This is a genomic window from Paracoccus methylarcula (genome assembly GCF_003007735.2).
Lineage (GTDB): Bacteria > Pseudomonadota > Alphaproteobacteria > Rhodobacterales > Rhodobacteraceae > Paracoccus > Paracoccus methylarcula.
Window position 1 is genome coordinate 385215 of sequence record NZ_PXNQ02000003.1, and the last position, 17260, is coordinate 402474.

The following is a 17260-nucleotide window of genomic DNA, read 5'->3' on the forward strand; positions in this document are numbered from 1 at the left end:
TGAGATGAATAAAAGTATATAGTATGAAAAAGATCGCCACAATATTAATCGCCCTTTCCGTTGCGCTTGTGGTAGCGGTACTAGTTCTTTGGGATACTTTTGCGGACATAACAACACTTCCATCAGAAGACGGCCCGCTCAATCTACCTTTAGATGAAGGGCGCTCTTATGTTTGCATTTCATCCCAATATGAAATTCCCGATATGGAAATACAAAAGTATATCGACGGGACTTGCTGGGGTGGAAATGAAGTGCCTGTAGGGAGCACATATATAACTCAACTGAAATCGCCAAATAAATGTAATAAATTTCGCATTGATGCGAACTTCATATCAGGCGAGCCCTACGGAACTCGATGTTTTACCAAAAATGAAATTGATGGGTATAATCTTATCATAAGGTCTGGGATTATTGAAATGGAGCAAGGGCAATATAATGACTGAGTCAATTTCAAAGATCTATGCTAGATATATATCCAATGGAGGTCCGTTAGACCAAGTCCGAATAGATTATATAATCTCCAACGGTCAAGGGCAATCAGATTATAATGCTGTTGCGCACGCCCTCACATCCGCTGGAATATCGTATCATCATGGAGAATATTGGACAAATCTATATGGAGAACTCCGTGAGCTGCGAACAACACTTTCTGGTGGTGAGGGGTTTTCATTAGATTCCGGTCGCGACATTTTCAACAATCGAATTGGGATATCCATATCAGAATATGCTTTGGAAAATAAACTTCCAGAATCTGCTCTTAGAGACCTTACCGCAGACGCTCTAGGAAGAGGGCTTCTTATTGTTGATGAGTTTGAGGACTCTCGCCTTATCCAAGGCGAAGATTATATCTTCATTGGCACATCGGTATATGATGGCCCATCCGCTGAAATGGCAAGAACCTTAGAACAAAAATATGGATTGGAACCTGGTTCTCTATCGGTTGGCACCGCCACAGGTGAAGGGGAGCGTGTTTATTGGGAGTCGTTGGATAGTTCAGATCGTCCGCAACCGAAACCTGAAATTGATGATTTAATAGGCGTTCATTGTTTCCCAGGTCACACACCTATTGCAATGGCAAATGGCAGCAGCGCCTCCATTGAAACCCTATGCCCTGGCGATCTTGTACTTGCTTTTGATCCTTTGGCGGAGCTTGGTCGAGGTGCACTGGTTCCCAAGCGGATCGTACGCGTGTTTCAGAACGAAACACCGGAATGGCTGCGCCTGACCTGGCAGTCAAATGGCGAAGAGCAGGAACTGACTGTTACTCCAGGGCACCGTTTCCTGAACACGAATGGCCTTTTTCAGCGCATTGATGAAATCCTTGAGGACGATATCTCTACTATCGTGCTTGACGACGGAACTCTTGCCATGGTGAAGGCCGAGCAGATTGTTTGGTCTGAAGAATTCCGGTATATGTTCGAGGAAGTGGAAGCTGTTGCGATGGCAGCGGGCGATGGCTTGACTCATCGCCCGGCGGGGGTGTGGCGAAGCTATAACTTCGAGGTTGAAGATTTCCACACCTATGTTGCTGGTGGCGTGCGTGTGCACAACGACAGTCAAGTTGTTATCGATTTCGCGGGAACTATTGGCCGGACGTTCGGCACGCAGTTGGCAAATGTCTTGCTTGAGGACGGAAGCCAGTTCGAGAAGCTTCTCGGCGGAACTGTACTTGGCACGATTACAGAGAATATGGCCGAGGTCATCACGGATGTTGGTTACCATGCCTTCAATGGCGGGCAAGTCAACTTCGGACAGGCCCTTGAACGTCAGCTCAAGGATCTTGGTCCTGAATTTGCGGCCAGTTTGACAAATGCCGCGACCTCGCTTCTCGTGGCAGAACTTGGCGAAGAGCTCGGCCTTGATGGCTTCGGCGCAGAGCTCTTCGGCGTCACCGGCTCGGCTTATGCTGGCAGCGTCGTCGAACAGATGGCCAATAGCTATGCGGAATCCGGGAGTGCCTTCGCCGATGTAAGCTGGGATGTCCCCTGGGAACAAATCAGCGGAGCTGCTGGAGCTTTTTTTGGATCGAAACTGGCCCATAAAATCCTTCCTGCAGAGTCGCTGGAAGGCTCTCTCGGCGGAGGTCTCGGATCGGTGGTCGGTCTCGCAGGGGCGACCAGTATTTTCGGCCAAGGCGTCGGGCTGCTCAGCAATTTCTTGATTCCCGGTGTCGGTGCCTTTTTTGGTACATTGCTCGGCACGCTTTTGGGTAATTGGCTTGGCGACAAGCCCGAACCGGAAGGATTGATCGATCTGTTCGTGGATCGGGATGGCAATACCTTCATGACCGGAAATATTCTGCTCTATGCGACGATGTCTTCGAATGATGGGTTTCCCAAGGAGGTGACCGAGAGCCTCGGCCTGGCCATCCATGAACTGACGCTTGATTATCTCAAGAACATCAGTGCACTCGATCTAGCGAACGCGAATATTGATAATTTCCACCTGAGCGACAGCTTCCAGGAACAAACCGGGCTCGACGCCAACCCGTTGGTCCGCGTTCTGCAGCGTATGAAAATAGAACCTGACGGGGACAACGGGCTCAAGTACTTTGTGAACGATCAGCGTGTCGATTCACCGGAGAAAATGGTCGATGCGGCACTTACGGATTTCTTGGAGGAAGCGCAGCCTATAGGCGGCGATCTCCTACTTAAACGTGCCGTTGCCCGTTCACCAGCAACGGACTCGATCACGTTGGCGGCTCACGCGGCAGCTGCCGAAGAATATGGGAAATATCTTGAAGATCGCGACACCATAAATGCATTGATCGCAGCCGCGCCTGATAGTGCCTTCGCTGCCGGATGGGCGATCGTACTGGCACAAGCCGAAGAGCTCAAGCTCCGTACCGTGAACAAGAACGACTTCAACGGCGGCTTGCACGGTTTCCTAGCCTCATTGGAAGAGGCCGGGCTGGCTGTCAATCCGGGTGATGTCAGCATCGGACGCGATGCCAATAATCGCGTGACGATCGAGCTTGCCGTTGATCGGCAAGATGCGGTACCGGAAACAGCGTTTGTCGCGGCACAGAATGTCAAATACGTGGAGACCTCGTCTGGGGGAAAACTCCAGTTCGCTTTCAATAACAGCATGGGGGCCGTCGGCTATACCGATGTGACCGGGAAGGTCGTTGATGGCGCTCGGATTGCGGTTCAGGGAGAGACGACTGGACGGGATTTTTGGATCGCCCCCGATGACCGCAGCTTTGTTTTCGAGGACGTGGGAACCCATACGATCAAGGTTGGTCAAGCCGAGATCGAAAGCAGCGACGATATCCTGATTGGTCGCGATGGCAATGACATCATTCGTGCTGGAACCGGTTGGGACTGGGTGCAGGGCGGCAACGGCAATGACCTGCTCCGAGGCGGCGAGCAGGCAGATACCCTTTTCGGCGGCAACGGTAAGGACACGCTCTATGGTGAGCAGGGATTAGACTATCTGGAGGGGGGAGCAGGGGGCGATGTTATCAGCGGCGCGGGGCATGAACAGTCTGGCGGCATCATTACCGTTTATGATGGGGACACGGCCGGTTACACTCAGTCAAACGCAGCAGTGGGTATCAATCTGGACCTCGGAACGGCCCGTGGCGGGCATGCCGAAGGTGATAAGCTGACCTATATTTTGAACCTGGTGGGATCGCGCTACGACGATCATCTGTACGGGAATGACAATCGGAACGTGCTCGAGGGTGGAGCTGGTGCCGATACACTCAATGGCGGCCCAGGTACGGAGTTTCCGGACTTTGCGTCCTATGCAAGAGCTTCGGTGGCCGTGTACGCATCGCTGGCCGATCCGTCCCGCAATACGGGTGACGCCAAGGGTGATGTCTATCGCAGCATCGAGGGTCTGCTCGGTTCCGCCAACGGCGACACGCTTGTCGGTGACGGCGGCGACAATTTCCTTTGGGGAGAGGGTGGCGATGATCTTCTTCTGCCCGGCAGAGGTGTCAATGGCATTTTGGGAGGTTTCGGCCTCGATCTTCTAAGCTACCGCACTTTGAACAATGCTCTCACCATAAATCTCGGCAACTGGAAGAACAGCAGCGCGGATGTCGCAAATGATACGGTGTATGATGTAGAGGCCTATCAGGCTACAAAATACGACGACACGTTAATCGGGTCCGCGCAGGGTGACATTCTGCTTGGGTTCAATGGCAACGATCATCTCAGAGGCCTCCAGGGCGGCGATGCCCTTAACGGTGAAGCCGGGAATGATACACTCGACGGGGGCGAAGGTACCGACACCTTGACCGGCGGCATCGGAAATGACGTCTATATTGTCGATAATGCCGGAGACCGCGTCATAGAGGCCGTGTCCGGCGGTACAGATCGGATTCACACTTCTGTCAGCATTGATCTGGATAAGGCAAACAGCAGTTATTATGGCAATGTTGAAACTGTCACGATGGCAGGGAGTGCAGACCTCAGTGCCCGTGGGTCGTCTGGCAACAATTCGCTGACGGGCAATGCCGGAAATAACATTCTCGATGGCAGATCTGGGAATGACAGTCTTGACGGAGGTCTCGGCAACGACACGATTATCGGTTCATGGGGCGTAGACACGATTAATGGCGGGGCTGGAAATGACACGTTCAGTTTCACTGGCAGCAGCTCTTCCGTTTCTATTGATCTGATCACGAACAATCATACCGGCTTCGCTGCAGAAACGCTGATACATGAGGTCGAAAACATCGCTGCAGGTAGCGGCAATGATACGCTGCGCGGCACATCCGGGGGCAACATTCTGGATGGGGGAGCGGGCAGCGACCTGTTCATCGCCACCGGTGGCGCAGGCGACAAGCTGATTGGCGGGACTGGCCGGGATACGGTGAGCTATCAGAATGCGTCTTCCGGGGTGTTGGTGGATTTCCTCAATCCTGGCGAAAATACGGGGGTCGCCGACGGCGACACCTATGTCGGCATTGAGGACTTGTTTGGCTCTGCGCAAAACGATCAACTTCGTGGCAACAATTCCAACAACAGCATTCGTGGCGGCGATGGGCATGACCGCCTCGAGGGGAGGAATGGCACGGACTGGCTTCGGGGCGAAAACGGAAATGATACTTTGGATGGCGGTGCGGGAGCCGATAACCTCATCGGCGGTACCGGCAACGATGTCTATGTCATCGACAATACTGGCGATCGAATCAGTGAGCTTGCCAATGAGGGGAGGGATCGCGTGCATGCGAGCATTTCGATCGACCTGGCAGGCAACGAGGGGGCCTATGCCAATAATGAGATTGTAACCTTGTCGGGAAGCGACAACCTATTTGCCTATGGCAATGCAGCGGCCAATTCTCTGGTTGGCAATAGCGGCAATAACCGGATTGCGGGACGGGCGGGCGATGACACCCTGACCGGAGGGGCGGATGCGGATAGGTTCATCTTTCGGAATGGCTATGATCGCGATGTAATCCAGGACTTCGAAAACAACGTGGATACGATCGAGGTCACAGGCTTCGGCGTCAGTAATTTTACCCAGGCACGCAGTCACGCCACACAGGTCGGTAATGACGTCATCTTCGACTTCGGCGGAGATGATGTGCTCACGGTCAGGAACATCACCATCAGTGCTCTTGCAGATGATATGGTCTTCAGCTGACAGGTAAGTCTGTGGTGAGGGCTGCGACGAGGGTGCAGGCGAGCAAGGGTGGCGCTGGTCGGGGGGACTTTCGTTAACAGTGATCGCTTGGATCGGGCTGTGTCGACAGCCCGATTCCCTGCCGCGCAACGCGCGGTGGGAAGTTTTGCATTTCCTTGATACGAAACCCATCCGGAACGGTGTCCACAGGCCGACACGATGGCGGCGTCCCGAGCATCATATAGGTAGTCATGCGGATGGATCTGGGCTCAGGAACTTAGGTAGACAGGTCTCGTCCAGAGTGAACTGAACCAATGTATACTGCGTTCTGCTTGCCTCACTTCTTAAGCGGGCAGTTTTTATACAATCGTTTCAACAGTTATAAAGTGTGAAACGCATCTTTGCCTGGAAGCTTGATGCAGTCGATGGCGGGGATAGGGCATTTTCCCTATCCCCGCCGTCTGTGTCTCGGAACCACGCAAGGCCATCCATTGACAGCTGAGCCATTTCACGTAATTGAGACCGCATCGCCATGAGCATCTCTGCGTCAACGATTCATGGCGGCAGCCTCACGCGCTTCCTGTCGCGCGAGGCGTTTCTGAGTGAGTTTTACACGGCAAAAGGCGGAAGCCAGAGTATGCCCATTGTGAAAGACCTCGACGAAGACATCAAAACAATCTTCAGCCAGATCGATCATCTGGATACCCATCTGATCGAGTTGGAAACGGAAGTGACGGCCCGGTATCTGCTGAACGATCCCGCGGCGTTGATGCGGCTGCAGAAGCGCCTGCGCGGATGGAAGCTCACCAAGACAGAATATGGCCTGTCGCCGCCCTTCAAGATCACCGCGACCTTCACCCGCAAACGCAGGCATGGGTAATCATGCGTATGGCTTCTGCGCCATCAGCCTGGGTAAGCTACCCGTATTGATCGTAATATATTTGGGTGAACAAGTCATATTATGGCCCGCGTCTCCTCCCGTCGAGCGCGGGTCTTTTATGTCACGATTCACTGCGCGCCGGCGTAACGCAGCTCTTCAGTCAGCCGATCCCGGCCGAAAATCGTATCCAGCCGCTCGCGCAGCTTTGCCCGCGCCATCTGCTCGAGTTGCGCCTGTGACGGGCCGAGCCTGCGGATCGCATCCGGCACGGAACTGCGGACATAGTCGACAACTTCGCCGATGGCCCGATCCGGCACGGCAACCGAGGGATGCTTTTGCAGCGTGTCGATGATCGCGCCAACACCGGAATTCAATGCCAAGTGCAGCGCGTCCCGATGCCGGGCCTCGATCTCGATCCGCCACCGCTCCGGCAACCGGCGGAAGAACCAGGCGAGCGCACCCAGGATCAGCCAGGCCGCATAATCCACGATGATCGGCTGCAGGATATTCTGCAGGCTGTCGATGACGCTCATGGCTCACCTTCCAATGGTAGAAAGACAGAGCTGCTGCTCGGCAGCGCGGCGGTTCACGAGGCCCTGGACAACCCTGCCGCCGGCCCTGTTCCAGCGTGGCAGTTCATTGCAGGCATCCTGCCATCGCCCGGCATTGGCGCGCCTGGCCAGCGTGGATCCGCAAGCGGCGCCGGTGCCGACATTGTAGGACCAGGACGCCAGCGCGACCTGGACGCCCTCGGGCTGCTGTGGCAGCGCCGGGATGCAGTTGACTAGGCGGTCTCGAAACTCGCCCAGGGCATCCATCAACATGGCACTGCACTCGGCCGAGCTGTATCGATCCCCCTGCTTCACACCGCGGGTCTCGCCGTAACAGACCGTCCAGACCGGTGGGCTGGCGATTCGATCGAGATAGGCCTCGGTGCGCTCACCCTCCCAGGGGCCGACGAAGGCAGCAGCCGCGGCGAGGATCGCGGCCGTGCCGGTTGTGGCGGCAGCCCTGCCCCTGGTCGAGACAAGCGATTTCAGCCACGCCAGAAGCGTGGTCAGGAACTGGATCATGATTTTCTCCTATGAAACGAAAAAGCCCGCCGGAGCGGGCTTGTTGTGACGACGGATGCGTGGTTACGATTGCGGGCCTTTGTTCCCGAATTGGGGCACCAACATGGAATGGATATTATTGTCTGGCGGCGCGAGCCTGCTGTTTATCGGGCTATCCGTTTGGGGTCTGCCACAATATAAAACTGCCATGCGATCTTGGGCTATAGGAAGCGGCATCTTGTGTGCCGGACTGATCGTAGGACCTCCTATTGACCGTATAGTTGGAGCATTGACGGTGCTCGCAGCCCTGTGGTGGGTCGCAAAGAATGCAATCACAGGAAAGCTTTAAACGGCCAATTTCGATTGATTGTCCGGCCAAGCCGGGATTTATTTCCGAGGCCTGCCCATCTCGCCGTGGGTTGGCATGGGGCTGGATGGTTTCGGCATATTTTCTATCCGGCCCCGCTCACCAGATTTTCTGGAAGATCATGGCCACGGCCGCACCGATGACGGCGACACCACCGCGATCCATCCAACGGAAGAAATGGCCACGGCCATAGGTCACACGCTCCAGCTCCGCGACCCGGTCGATCAGCTTCGCGAGCGTGCCGTCATAGCCATCCATGCGCTTGAACAGGGTCACCATGCGTTCCTCCATGCGCACCAGCGTCACGAGCGCGTCCTCGATCCGTGCCATGCGCGCGTCGAGGCGATCGATGGCGCGACTGCTGTCCTGGTCAGGCATTTCGCTTCCTTGCAATCAGGCATGAAAAAGCCCGCTCGAAAGCGGGCCTGGAAGGTCAGATCGTCTGGTCCCGGAGTTCGACGGCGTCGATGTCGTTTCGAGACCGGGTAATTCAGTCAGTAATCGTTGGCCAGGGCCAGGAGAACTCCGCTGATGATCACGGTCCAGACAAAGGTCGGGACCTCGGAAGTCGGGCTTTTCTCCGCGACCACCACATCCGCATAGGCCTGGTCCTGTGAATATCCGGCCGTGGCGGTCGATACCGCCAGAGCAATCGCGATCGAAAACGCCTTTAAATTCTTCATAATTCCTCCAGTGAATTGGGTGCCATGTAACAATTGCACCCGGGATTCATGCCGTCCAGACAAGAGTATTGGAATTACAGACCTTCGGCGCTCAACGCGTGATCCACGTCGCGCTGACAATTCGCCTTGATGTCCTCGACATCGATGATCGTCTCCGGATGTTTCGCGGCATTGAGATATTGCCGGATCACCCCTTCGATGACAGCGAAGGCCAGTCGGCATTTCTCGGCCTGCGCGACAATGATCTCGGCGACTTTTGTTGGATTGTCCGCCGTCAGACCTGCGCCGGTCTCATAGGCGAGTGCCGGATACTGACCTGCATCCGGCTCATCGATGCCGGTTTCCTGCCCGGCAGCCATGGCGGCAAGCCATTCTTTCGCCTGCCTTTCCTTGTCGAGATAGGAGAGCTGCTGCCCCTCGGTGACCGTCACGTAGCGGCTGCGGGTTGCGCCGCGAATATCCGTGATCGCCTTCAGCGCAAGGACTCGCCGCTCCTCATTGGATCGCGGATCGATCCAGACACCCTGTTCATAGTCGAATTCAGCCCAGTCCCCCGGTCTTTCAGGGTACGGGGTTGGCGTATTCCCAACGAAATACTGGGAGCTCCCGTCAAAATGTCCCTCGTACAGCCTCTGCCCATCCTGGATATTCAGCTCGGCTGTTTTCAGGTCCGGGACATCGAGGGTCGAAACGATCTCGCCTTTGATATCTACTACGGTGAATATCATTTCTTGAACTCCGAAACGACGATGGCCGCTTTATCCAGATCGGAACTGAACTGGGAATGGACTTCGGCAGTCATATTGTTACCTGTCCCCGATGTAATATGAATGAGAGTTGCCGAGGCTGAAGGCTGAAGGTTTGCTTCTTTGGCCTGCGTTCCATTGACCGAAATCCTCAGTTTCAGGACATTTGAGGTTCCGTTATTTGCGAAACCCCAAATAACCACAGTGGATCCGTTCTGGGTCGGGAAGGTCACGGACACCGATCCCGAGCCGGTGTTGTTGTTTGAGTACTGCCGGGTGACCGCTCCATCTGCAATCTTGATCGTCCCCACCGACAGGTTCTTGATATGGGCGGTGTCAATGGCCGCATTGGCGATCTTCGCCGAACCGATGATGCCGTTGGCGATCTGTGCAGACAGCGTGATGAGCTCGCCGGTCGTGACCAGATCAGACGTGATGCTGTTCGGAGTGATCAGCGTGCTGCCGGGGTTCTTGGCCCGGGCGACGAGATCGCCGATATTGATGTTGTTGTCGGTCTTGTCCCGGTCCACGCGGATATGGATCCGGGCCTGCTGCGCATTGCCGGGAGCGGTGAACGTGGCGTTGTAATCCGTGACTCCCGTATCCGTTACATCATTGGTGATGTGGTTTTGCCCAGCAATGGCTGCCCCGGATTCATCAAACCACTGAACCCGCACGTTAATGGTATAGTTGCCCCCGGACTGCGCCCGCAGGGCAAAATAATAGGGCTTGCTGTTATCGACCGAAAAGCGCCGGGAACTCACGAAGGATGTGAATCCTGTGCCGCCCGCATGGTTGTATCTCAGCATGCCTATGCTGCTGAAGATGGCCCCTGAATTACTCAGGACGAAAGGGCCGGACGGCAGATCCCACGCCGCTTCCGATTGAAACTGGTTGTCCGGCACGAGATTGGCCGGATCAAAGATCGTCAGCGCATAAGCCCCAAGAGTGCCTTCTGCGATGGTATAGTCGCCGAATACCTTGACCACGCCCCCGGAGCCAGATTCATCGTCCCAGGCCACGATCCGCAGCCCGGCCTCTCCCGCACCTGCCACGGCACGGATCGTATATGCCGATTGCGCAAGGCCGGCCGTGGCCAGGGCCGTCTGGCCGGCATCCACGAATGCCTGCCAGTCCTGGAACTCTGCCTCGACCGTATTGGTGATGTTCGCGATCGATTGCTGCGCATTCGTCGCCGCGGCCATGGCCGAGGTCGCGCTGGCCTGTGCGGCAACGGCATCGGTGACATCCGTGATCTCAACCCAGGCAACATGAGCGTACGCGGTTGTGCCCTGAGCCGCAGACGTATGCAGCAAAGGAGCCCAATGCGTTGCGGCTGCCGCCCCTGAAGGAATTGTGAATGTCGTATCAAAATACTGCCAGCTATCGCCGATCAGGGCCTGCTGCCAGTCATTCCGAACAAGCGTGGAGGTTTCTGCATTAAACGCTCGGATACCAACATATAACGAGCCACCGTTGACCCCTCGACCGAGGCCACGAACGCGGATTGTCCTACCTCGAGTATCACCTATCCGCGCTGGCGACTCAATAAGGACGCGCCCAATATCATTGAAGCCGATACGCAACGAGCTGGTGAACCCGTCCGGAGCTCCGGTGGTTGAGACGATATCGGCCGTGGTGGTTCCAGGTTCGCCAGTATTTGTATTGGAAGTCTGCCACCCGCCCATATCCTCATCCATGAAACCGGTCTTGTGGTTCATGGAGCCATAGGCGGACTGGAACTGAACGATCTGCCCCTCAACCCCGTCCAGTCCAGCCTCCAGGTCGACGTAAAGCTGCGCGACCTCGGTATCGAGGTTTGCTTGCACCTGATCGGCCTTGGCGCTGGCGGCGGTCGCATCTGCCGCCGCTTGATCTGCCTCGGCCTGGGCATCCTCCACGGCCTGCTTGATGTTGTCGGCGAGATCAGCCCATTGCAACAGGACCTCCGGCGTCGTGACGGTCAGCCAGGGCGACCAGACGGATTTCGGGGTGCGATCCGAGAGCAGGCGGGCGCGGACCTCGTAAGTCTCGAACGGCAGGACATTGACCAGGAACCAGATATGCGGATCGACAAAGCCCCGGTTCGTGTCGATGACGATATCCGTCTCGCCCTGCACGCGGGCCTGTATCTGGATATGTGTCGCGCCGGGGACGTTCTCGTCGCAGGCCACGCGAATGGCCGGGCGCCGATCGGTGCTGTCCCCATCCTTGACGGTTGCAGGCAGAACCGTCAGGCCGGTGATCGGCTGCGTGAACGGCGCCGGATTGACCGGCGTGGCGATATCGGTCGGCATCTCGAAGCCGCTCGACCAGTCGTAATCACCCGGATCGACTTCGCGCAGCGAGACCAGCACATTCATGCCCGGCGTCTTGGCGACGCTCTCGACCACGAACAGCTTGTTCTCGTAGCCATTGCGATTGCTGGTCCAGGAGATCATGTCCACGCCCGGCTCCAGGGCATAAGCCTCGGGTGGCAGATGGAACTGATGTCGGCGGAAGCGTCGGAAATCCTGCATCTGCGCCCGCTGCAGCCGCTGCACCTGCTTGCCATAGGGTGCGGCAGGATAGCTGACCGAGGTCGGCAGGTGGCGCCCGCCATCAGCGGTGGTGGCCTCCGTGTCGATGAATTCCGGGCTGTCCTTCGTGGTCCATTTCTCGCCCGGCTCGGGATAGGTGGCCGACAGCGCGTTGAAGGTGTCGCTGACCGGATTGAACGGCTTCAGCGACTGCCCCTCGGTGATGATGATGCTGTCATCGGTGATCGCCATCGCCGCCGCGCCGGGCAAGCCGACGATCGGCTTGATCATCCCGCCGACCTCGGCGAAATGCATATTGGCCGCCTTGCCGATCTCCTCCAGCACGCTGGCCGGCGTCATCGACACCTCGATCTCCATGCCGCAGCGATAGGCGGGCTCCGTTCCGCCACCGGCGAGGGTGACCGGGTCATCGCATGCATTGGCGGCCGCCATCCATTCGGCGGCAGGAAGGCGCCAGGTGGCCAGGTTCTTGCCGCCCCAGACCCATTCGCTGCCGAAATGGATGCCCCGGATGATGTTATAGGCAATGACGGCCGGGTTGCGGCTCGGCTCGTAGGTCTCGGGCTGGCCCCATCGATGCGCACCGATGCCCCCCGCCGTGTCATCCTTGCGGATATCGTACATTGGCAAGGCGTCCGGCTGGAACAGATAGGCCGGATAGCTGGTCAGCGTGTCATCGTCATATTGCGTGGTGATGATGACATAGGATTTGCCGGTGCCGACCATGTCGGCGGTCCAGGGATAATCGGGATCGCTGCCGAAAAAGCTGACCAGGGCATCATCGGCAGCCGTCTGCGTGCCGTCGATGAAGCGCACCCAGATGCGCGGATCGGTGGTGTCGGCATCGTCCCGGTAATTGTTCAGCGGATGGCCGAGCGGCAGCATGCCGGCGGGAACCGTCCCGGCGTCATATTCCTGCGCGGTGCTGGCCGAGGGGCTGCTGACCGCGCTTTCGCGGTTCCACAGGACATCGCCGGCCGCGTCATCCACCCACATGCCCACCAGGCCGGGTTGCGGCAATGCCGATATCTCGATCACATCGGTGATGAAGCGCGTGTCCTTGCCCCAGGAGCCGATATACTTGCGCTTGCCAGCCGTGACGTAATCGCCGGCGATGAAGGAGAGCGGATTGTCATCACCCCATTGCACGTCGAATTTGACGCTCAGTTCCGGCTGATCGGGCTGCGGGGTCAGCGCCTGGCCGAGCAGGGATGCGCCGATCCCGATCGCCGTGCGCAGCAGCGCCGCACCGATTCCGCCCGCCGCAAGCGTGCTGCCGATCCAGGAGACCGCCGCGGTGACGGGACCGGCATATGCGGGAGCGGCCGCCAGCGCGGTCAGCGCTGTCGTCGCGAGTAACAGTTTCTTCATATTCAACCGACCTTGAATGCCCTGGTCATGTCCGCGCGCGGGAGGCGGCCGTGACCCTGTTCCGTCATCACGATGACGCCGCTGGCATCGACAATGCAGAAGGCCTCACCGATCGGGCCCTCGGCGGCGAGGATGCCGAGATCGCCGACACGGGCCTGGGAGGGATGGATTTCCGGCAGGTGCAGGGCGGCGAAATCCCCCAGGTTGTCCGCGCCGCTGTCGCCCAGGAGTTTCAGGGCGGCCCTGGGTGAGCGGTATTTGCCGCGATAGCCGCGCGCCAGGTCCGCACCGGTGATCGCCTGCACGGCGCCGCAGACCAGCCCGAGGGCGCAATCCTGCTTGCCCCAGGCAAAGCCCACGCGGCGTTGCCGGTCCATCTCAGCGGCAAAACGGCCGCGCCAATCATCGCGGCGGGTGAGTTGATGCATGGTCATGTCTTCCGGTACCATTGGGTTTCGCGCGAGCTGATCACCGAGGCGTATTCGCAGAACCGGTCATTCGCGCGCCGACGTTTTTTGATGCACGTTCGACGACTTCGCCGGATTGGTGGCAGTGAGCTGCGACATGATCTCGGAGCGGACCTGGAAGCCGATATTGCCATTGCCGCCCACGGCCGGTGTGGCGATCTGCAGCTCATCGACGATCCCGATCCAGATCAGCTGCGGATTGCTGGTGATGTCACCGCCCGTCATCGTGGTCGCATGCACCTCGCAGGGAGCCAGCCGCACGTCAAAGCCCCGCACGAGCTGCTGCGCGATATCCGCGATCTGGCTCATGCCGATGGTCAGCGCATTATCCGTCAGGTCCATGACATATTGCAGCCCGTCGAGGGACAGGTTGCAGCCGCCGAAATACTGGCGGCTGGTCAGCCCGCCCTCGGGCGTCTGGACATTGAGGACGAGGTTTTCATCACCGGACCAGAGGCCGACCGGGACCTCCACCCCGCCACCGAGCGGGCGGGCGAAGACGGTCACGAAATAGACCGGCTTGATGCCCTGGTCCCGTGCGGCCTGCAGGGATGTGACAAGGCTGGGGTCGAGTATCTTCATGGGAGTTTCTGCAAGATGGTAAGGGAGGCGCCGGATGCGTGATCGCCGAGATTCATGCGATAGGGACGAAACCCGCCGGGCGGGATGATAGCCCGGAAATAGGGTTCCACGAGGAGCACGGCCTGCCCCGGAGCGACCCAAAGCGGCAGCACCGGCCGAACCTCCCTGCCGAAGATGGTGCCATCGGAGACCGGCGAGGAGGTTTCCAGGAACTGGCCGAAATACACCTGGCCATTGGGGCCGAGGATGGTGATGTAATCGCCGATCGTGGCCACGAACCCGTTGGGCAACCCGGCCAGGCCAATCTGCGTTCGATTGGCGCGCACGGCATCGACCGTGACCGCCTCGAGCCCGGAATTGTCGCCGAAGGCGGGGCCAGGATAGGACGGATCGGCCAGCAAGAACGATCGGCTTACCCCGTCCAGCGCATGGATCCGGGCATTGATGGCGCGCGCCTCGGGCTTTGCGACAGGCTGCAGGGGAAACTCGGCGGTCCAGAGGGGCCGGGCCAGTTCAGCGCCCCAGTAGCGCCCGTCACCGCTGCCGGAGAGCTCGTCATTGCGCTGCAGATCGAATGTGACATCCCCCGCATGCAGAAGCTCGGAGAGGAAGGCCAGCGGATAGGGATAGGTCAATGCCATCAGCGGAGCCTCGGGTTGCGTTGATATTTCTGGATCTGGTCCGGGATCGATCTGGAAATCTCGATCCCCATGCTGGCGGCGGATTGATCCGCGACGTCGGCCATGCGCAGCTCGAACAACTCGCTTGGCACGATCTCGAGGACGCCACGGGAGTCCTGCGCGCCGCTCGCATCGCGCACCATCCGGGTCGAGAGATCATGCGGAATGACCGTCGAGCCGCCGGGCAGGCTGACCAGCTCGCCGCCGCGCTCGTTGATCCGCGCCAACCCGCCCCGGAAATTCTCGACGCCATTGGCGAAGCCGGGAATGCGGAACCCGCCCAGGGGATTGAGCCCGGCGCCACGCAGCGCGTTTGTCAGGGGATCGCCCGTGAGGCTGTTGAACAGGCTGCCGAGGCCGGAGGAGAGCAGCTTCTTGCCGAATTGCTGCAGCACATCCGCCATGCTGCGCGTGCCGGTGATGACATCGGCCGCGAGATCGCCGAATTTCTTGCCCATGTCCTCGGTGGCTTTCGTCGCGCTCTTCACGGAGTCCTTGAGCTTGTCGATCCCGGCCTTCGCAGCGCCGCCGGCGGAGCTGCCCGCCCGGCCAGCCGCGCCGCCGGCACCATCAAGTGCTGCTCCCAGGTCATTGACCGCATCGGATGTCTCGCCGGCCGCTTGTCGAACCTCCGGGAATTTCGCTCTCAGATCGCCAAGGCCGAGCGCGGTCAGCCTGATGCCGGCTCCGGCATTTTGCATGGACTGCGTGACGGAGCCGGACATGGCCTTGAAATTCTCTTCGGCGGATGCCGCCAGGGCCGCTGCTTCTGCGCGCAGTTCCTCGGTGAGACCACCGGTCCCGCCGCCGGTGGGTTTGACGCTTCCAAGCGTCAGGAAACTGATGCCCGTCGTCACCTTCCTGATGAAACTGTCCCATATCTGGGTCAGGTCGGCGATCATCGTGATGAAGTCGGACCGGACCAGGTTCCAGACACCGGCGAGTCCAGCGGGAATGGCCTTCGCGGAATCGACAATCCCCTGCCAGACCAATGCCGCGAGACGGCCCAAGGTCTCGAATGCACTGCCGACGCCACCGGTTTTCTCGATGAGGCCGGTGAACCGGTAGATCAGCTCACCAACCCCGACAATCGCGATACCGATCCCCGACCGAAGGAGCGCGCCCCGCAATGCGGTCAATGCGCCAACGAGCGAGAATGTGGCAATGCGCGCAGCCACCAGCGCCGCCACGAAACGCGTCCCGAAACCCGCAACGGCGGTGGCGATATAGGTGATGATGCGGTCGATATTGCCGGCCAGCCCGTCGATCATGGCGCGGAGCGCCCCACCTTCGCGCAGGCTGGCGGTCATCGCATCGGCCAATCGCCCCATGGCCGGGACAAGCTGCAGCGCGAGCTGCTGGCCGGCATAGCGCGTGACCAGGCCGAGCCGCGCGATCGAGTCATTGGCGGCCTCAACTCGGCCGGCTTCAACGCTGCCCAGGGCCAGGCCGTAATCCTCGACATCTTTCCGGGCGCGACGGATCGCGTCACCGCCCTGGATCATCAGCAAGGCGACCTCGCGATTGCGCACACCGAGATCGCGCAGAACCGCCGTCGCCTCGCCCGAGGACAAGCCGAGCGCCTTGACGCGATCGGCGATCGTGGCGAGCTTCTCATCGGCATCGAGATCGGAGATGTCCGAGGCCGCCAGGCCGAGCCGTTCCAGCGCCCGGCCCGCATTCCCGGAGGTGCCGATATTGGCGATCTCGCGATTGATGTTCTGGATCTCGTTGGGCAGCGAAGAGAGCGGCACACCGGCTTCGCTGGCGGCCAGCTTCAGGGCCTCGAATGCCCCGATCGAGGCGTCCAGCCGGCGCGCCGCCTTGGCGGATTGGTCGATATCCTGGGCACCCTTGAGCGCGGCGGCGCTGATCGCCGCCCCCATGGCGGCGGCAACCGAGGCGACGCGGCGGAACTGCTGACCGAAATCCCGCAGCCGTTTCTGGCTCTCGGAGAGGCCCTTCTGGAACCGGGTCGCATCGAGCCCGAGCAGGGCCTGCATGCGGCCGATCAGCTTTGCGGCTGCCATCAAGAACCTCCTTTCCGGCTATCTGATTGCGGAATGCGGGTGGAGGAATGCCGCGCGCGCCATTCTTCCATGGTGATGCTGGGCAGGTGCCGCTTCACGCCTTCCAGGTACATATGCAAGTCCAGCTTGCCCTCCCCGGTCCGCGCAAGCAGCGCGTCGAGCCGGGGCAGTTTCTTCGCGCGGCTCAGCCCGGCGGTCACCCATGCGGCGGTCAGCAACATGTCCTCCTGGCGGCGCTGCCGGAGCTGCGCCGCGTCGCATTCAGCGAGCCAGAGCCGCGGGGTG

Annotated in this window: 14 protein-coding genes; 3 read left to right on the forward strand and 11 right to left on the reverse strand. The window is 59.0% G+C overall.

Going from position 1 to position 17260, the window contains the following annotated elements; all coding sequences use genetic code 11:
- Positions 1-23: 23 nt before the first annotated feature.
- The 3 genes from A7A09_RS20510 (at position 24) to A7A09_RS07290 (ending at position 6457) form a co-directional block, all read left to right on the forward strand.
- The gene (locus tag A7A09_RS20510) at positions 24-443 is read left to right on the forward strand and encodes a hypothetical protein (protein WP_148043622.1); all 420 of its coding nucleotides are present in this window, start codon (positions 24-26) and stop codon (positions 441-443) included.
- Positions 444-729: 286 nt separating this feature from the next.
- Complete coding sequence (locus A7A09_RS07285) at positions 730-5598, forward strand: hypothetical protein (RefSeq protein WP_170167040.1); 4869 nt, start codon at positions 730-732, stop codon at positions 5596-5598.
- 511 nt (positions 5599-6109) lie between these two features.
- Complete coding sequence (locus A7A09_RS07290; RefSeq protein ID WP_106690729.1) at positions 6110-6457, forward strand: hypothetical protein; 348 nt, start codon at positions 6110-6112, stop codon at positions 6455-6457.
- Between the two features lie 128 nt (positions 6458-6585).
- Here the strand turns inward: A7A09_RS07290 and A7A09_RS07295 are convergent, their stop codons facing one another.
- The 11 genes from A7A09_RS07295 to A7A09_RS07345 all read right to left on the reverse strand — a co-directional run bounded on the left by A7A09_RS07295 (position 6586) and on the right by A7A09_RS07345 (position 17193).
- Positions 6586-6990, reverse strand: a complete 405-nt coding sequence (locus A7A09_RS07295) for a hypothetical protein (protein WP_106690730.1) — start codon at positions 6988-6990, stop codon at positions 6586-6588.
- A 3-nt stretch (positions 6991-6993) separates the two neighbouring features.
- On the reverse strand, positions 6994-7530 hold the full coding sequence (locus A7A09_RS07300; RefSeq protein WP_106690731.1) for a lysozyme: 537 nt from the start codon (positions 7528-7530) through the stop codon (positions 6994-6996).
- A gap of 445 nt (positions 7531-7975) precedes the next feature.
- Positions 7976-8254: a hypothetical protein gene (locus A7A09_RS07305; RefSeq protein WP_106690732.1), complete on the reverse strand. Its 279-nt coding sequence runs from the start codon at positions 8252-8254 to the stop codon at positions 7976-7978.
- Positions 8255-8370: 116 nt separating this feature from the next.
- Entirely contained in the window at positions 8371-8559 is a 189-nt protein-coding gene (locus A7A09_RS07310) for a hypothetical protein (RefSeq protein WP_106690733.1), read from the reverse strand.
- Between the two features lie 74 nt (positions 8560-8633).
- A complete protein-coding gene (locus A7A09_RS07315; RefSeq protein ID WP_106690734.1) occupies positions 8634-9287 on the reverse strand; it encodes a hypothetical protein in 654 nt (217 codons plus the stop codon).
- Entirely contained in the window at positions 9284-13216 is a 3933-nt protein-coding gene (locus A7A09_RS07320; RefSeq protein WP_106690735.1) for a phage tail protein, read from the reverse strand. Before A7A09_RS07320 ends, A7A09_RS07315 begins: the two co-directional genes overlap by 4 nt.
- Before the next feature lie 2 nt (positions 13217-13218).
- Positions 13219-13644 (reverse strand): DUF6950 family protein, encoded by a 426-nt coding sequence (locus A7A09_RS07325; protein WP_106690806.1) that lies wholly within the window; start codon positions 13642-13644, stop codon positions 13219-13221.
- A gap of 66 nt (positions 13645-13710) precedes the next feature.
- Complete coding sequence (locus tag A7A09_RS07330; protein WP_245999203.1) at positions 13711-14265, reverse strand: hypothetical protein; 555 nt, start codon at positions 14263-14265, stop codon at positions 13711-13713.
- On the reverse strand, positions 14262-14906 hold the full coding sequence (locus A7A09_RS07335; RefSeq protein ID WP_106690736.1) for a hypothetical protein: 645 nt from the start codon (positions 14904-14906) through the stop codon (positions 14262-14264). The genes A7A09_RS07330 and A7A09_RS07335 overlap by 4 nt, the downstream gene beginning before the upstream one ends.
- The gene (locus A7A09_RS07340) at positions 14906-16975 is read right to left on the reverse strand and encodes a hypothetical protein (protein WP_106690737.1); all 2070 of its coding nucleotides are present in this window, start codon (positions 16973-16975) and stop codon (positions 14906-14908) included. Before A7A09_RS07340 ends, A7A09_RS07335 begins: the two co-directional genes overlap by 1 nt.
- Positions 16975-17193 carry a hypothetical protein gene (locus A7A09_RS07345; RefSeq protein WP_148043623.1) on the reverse strand — a complete coding sequence of 73 codons (219 nt, stop codon included), beginning with the start codon at positions 17191-17193 and terminating at the stop codon, positions 16975-16977. Before A7A09_RS07345 ends, A7A09_RS07340 begins: the two co-directional genes overlap by 1 nt.
- Between the last annotated feature and the right edge of the window lie 67 nt (positions 17194-17260).

Bases quoted from the DNA above. Each gene is read 5' to 3' on its own strand.
- A7A09_RS20510 (WP_148043622.1), top strand. From the start codon at position 24: ATGAAAAAGATCGCCACAATATTAATCGCCCTTTCCGTTGCGCTTGTG.
- A7A09_RS07290 (WP_106690729.1), top strand. From the start codon at position 6,110: ATGAGCATCTCTGCGTCAACGATTCATGGCGGCAGCCTCACGCGCTTC.
- A7A09_RS07295 (WP_106690730.1), bottom strand. From the start codon at position 6,990: ATGAGCGTCATCGACAGCCTGCAGAATATCCTGCAGCCGATCATCGTG.
- A7A09_RS07300 (WP_106690731.1), bottom strand. From the start codon at position 7,530: ATGATCCAGTTCCTGACCACGCTTCTGGCGTGGCTGAAATCGCTTGTC.
- A7A09_RS07305 (WP_106690732.1), bottom strand. From the start codon at position 8,254: ATGCCTGACCAGGACAGCAGTCGCGCCATCGATCGCCTCGACGCGCGC.
- A7A09_RS07310 (WP_106690733.1), bottom strand. From the start codon at position 8,559: ATGAAGAATTTAAAGGCGTTTTCGATCGCGATTGCTCTGGCGGTATCG.
- A7A09_RS07315 (WP_106690734.1), bottom strand. From the start codon at position 9,287: ATGATATTCACCGTAGTAGATATCAAAGGCGAGATCGTTTCGACCCTC.
- A7A09_RS07320 (WP_106690735.1), bottom strand. From the start codon at position 13,216: ATGAAGAAACTGTTACTCGCGACGACAGCGCTGACCGCGCTGGCGGCC.
- A7A09_RS07325 (WP_106690806.1), bottom strand. From the start codon at position 13,644: ATGCATCAACTCACCCGCCGCGATGATTGGCGCGGCCGTTTTGCCGCT.
- A7A09_RS07330 (WP_245999203.1), bottom strand. From the start codon at position 14,265: ATGAAGATACTCGACCCCAGCCTTGTCACATCCCTGCAGGCCGCACGG.
- A7A09_RS07335 (WP_106690736.1), bottom strand. From the start codon at position 14,906: ATGGCATTGACCTATCCCTATCCGCTGGCCTTCCTCTCCGAGCTTCTG.
- A7A09_RS07340 (WP_106690737.1), bottom strand. From the start codon at position 16,975: ATGGCAGCCGCAAAGCTGATCGGCCGCATGCAGGCCCTGCTCGGGCTC.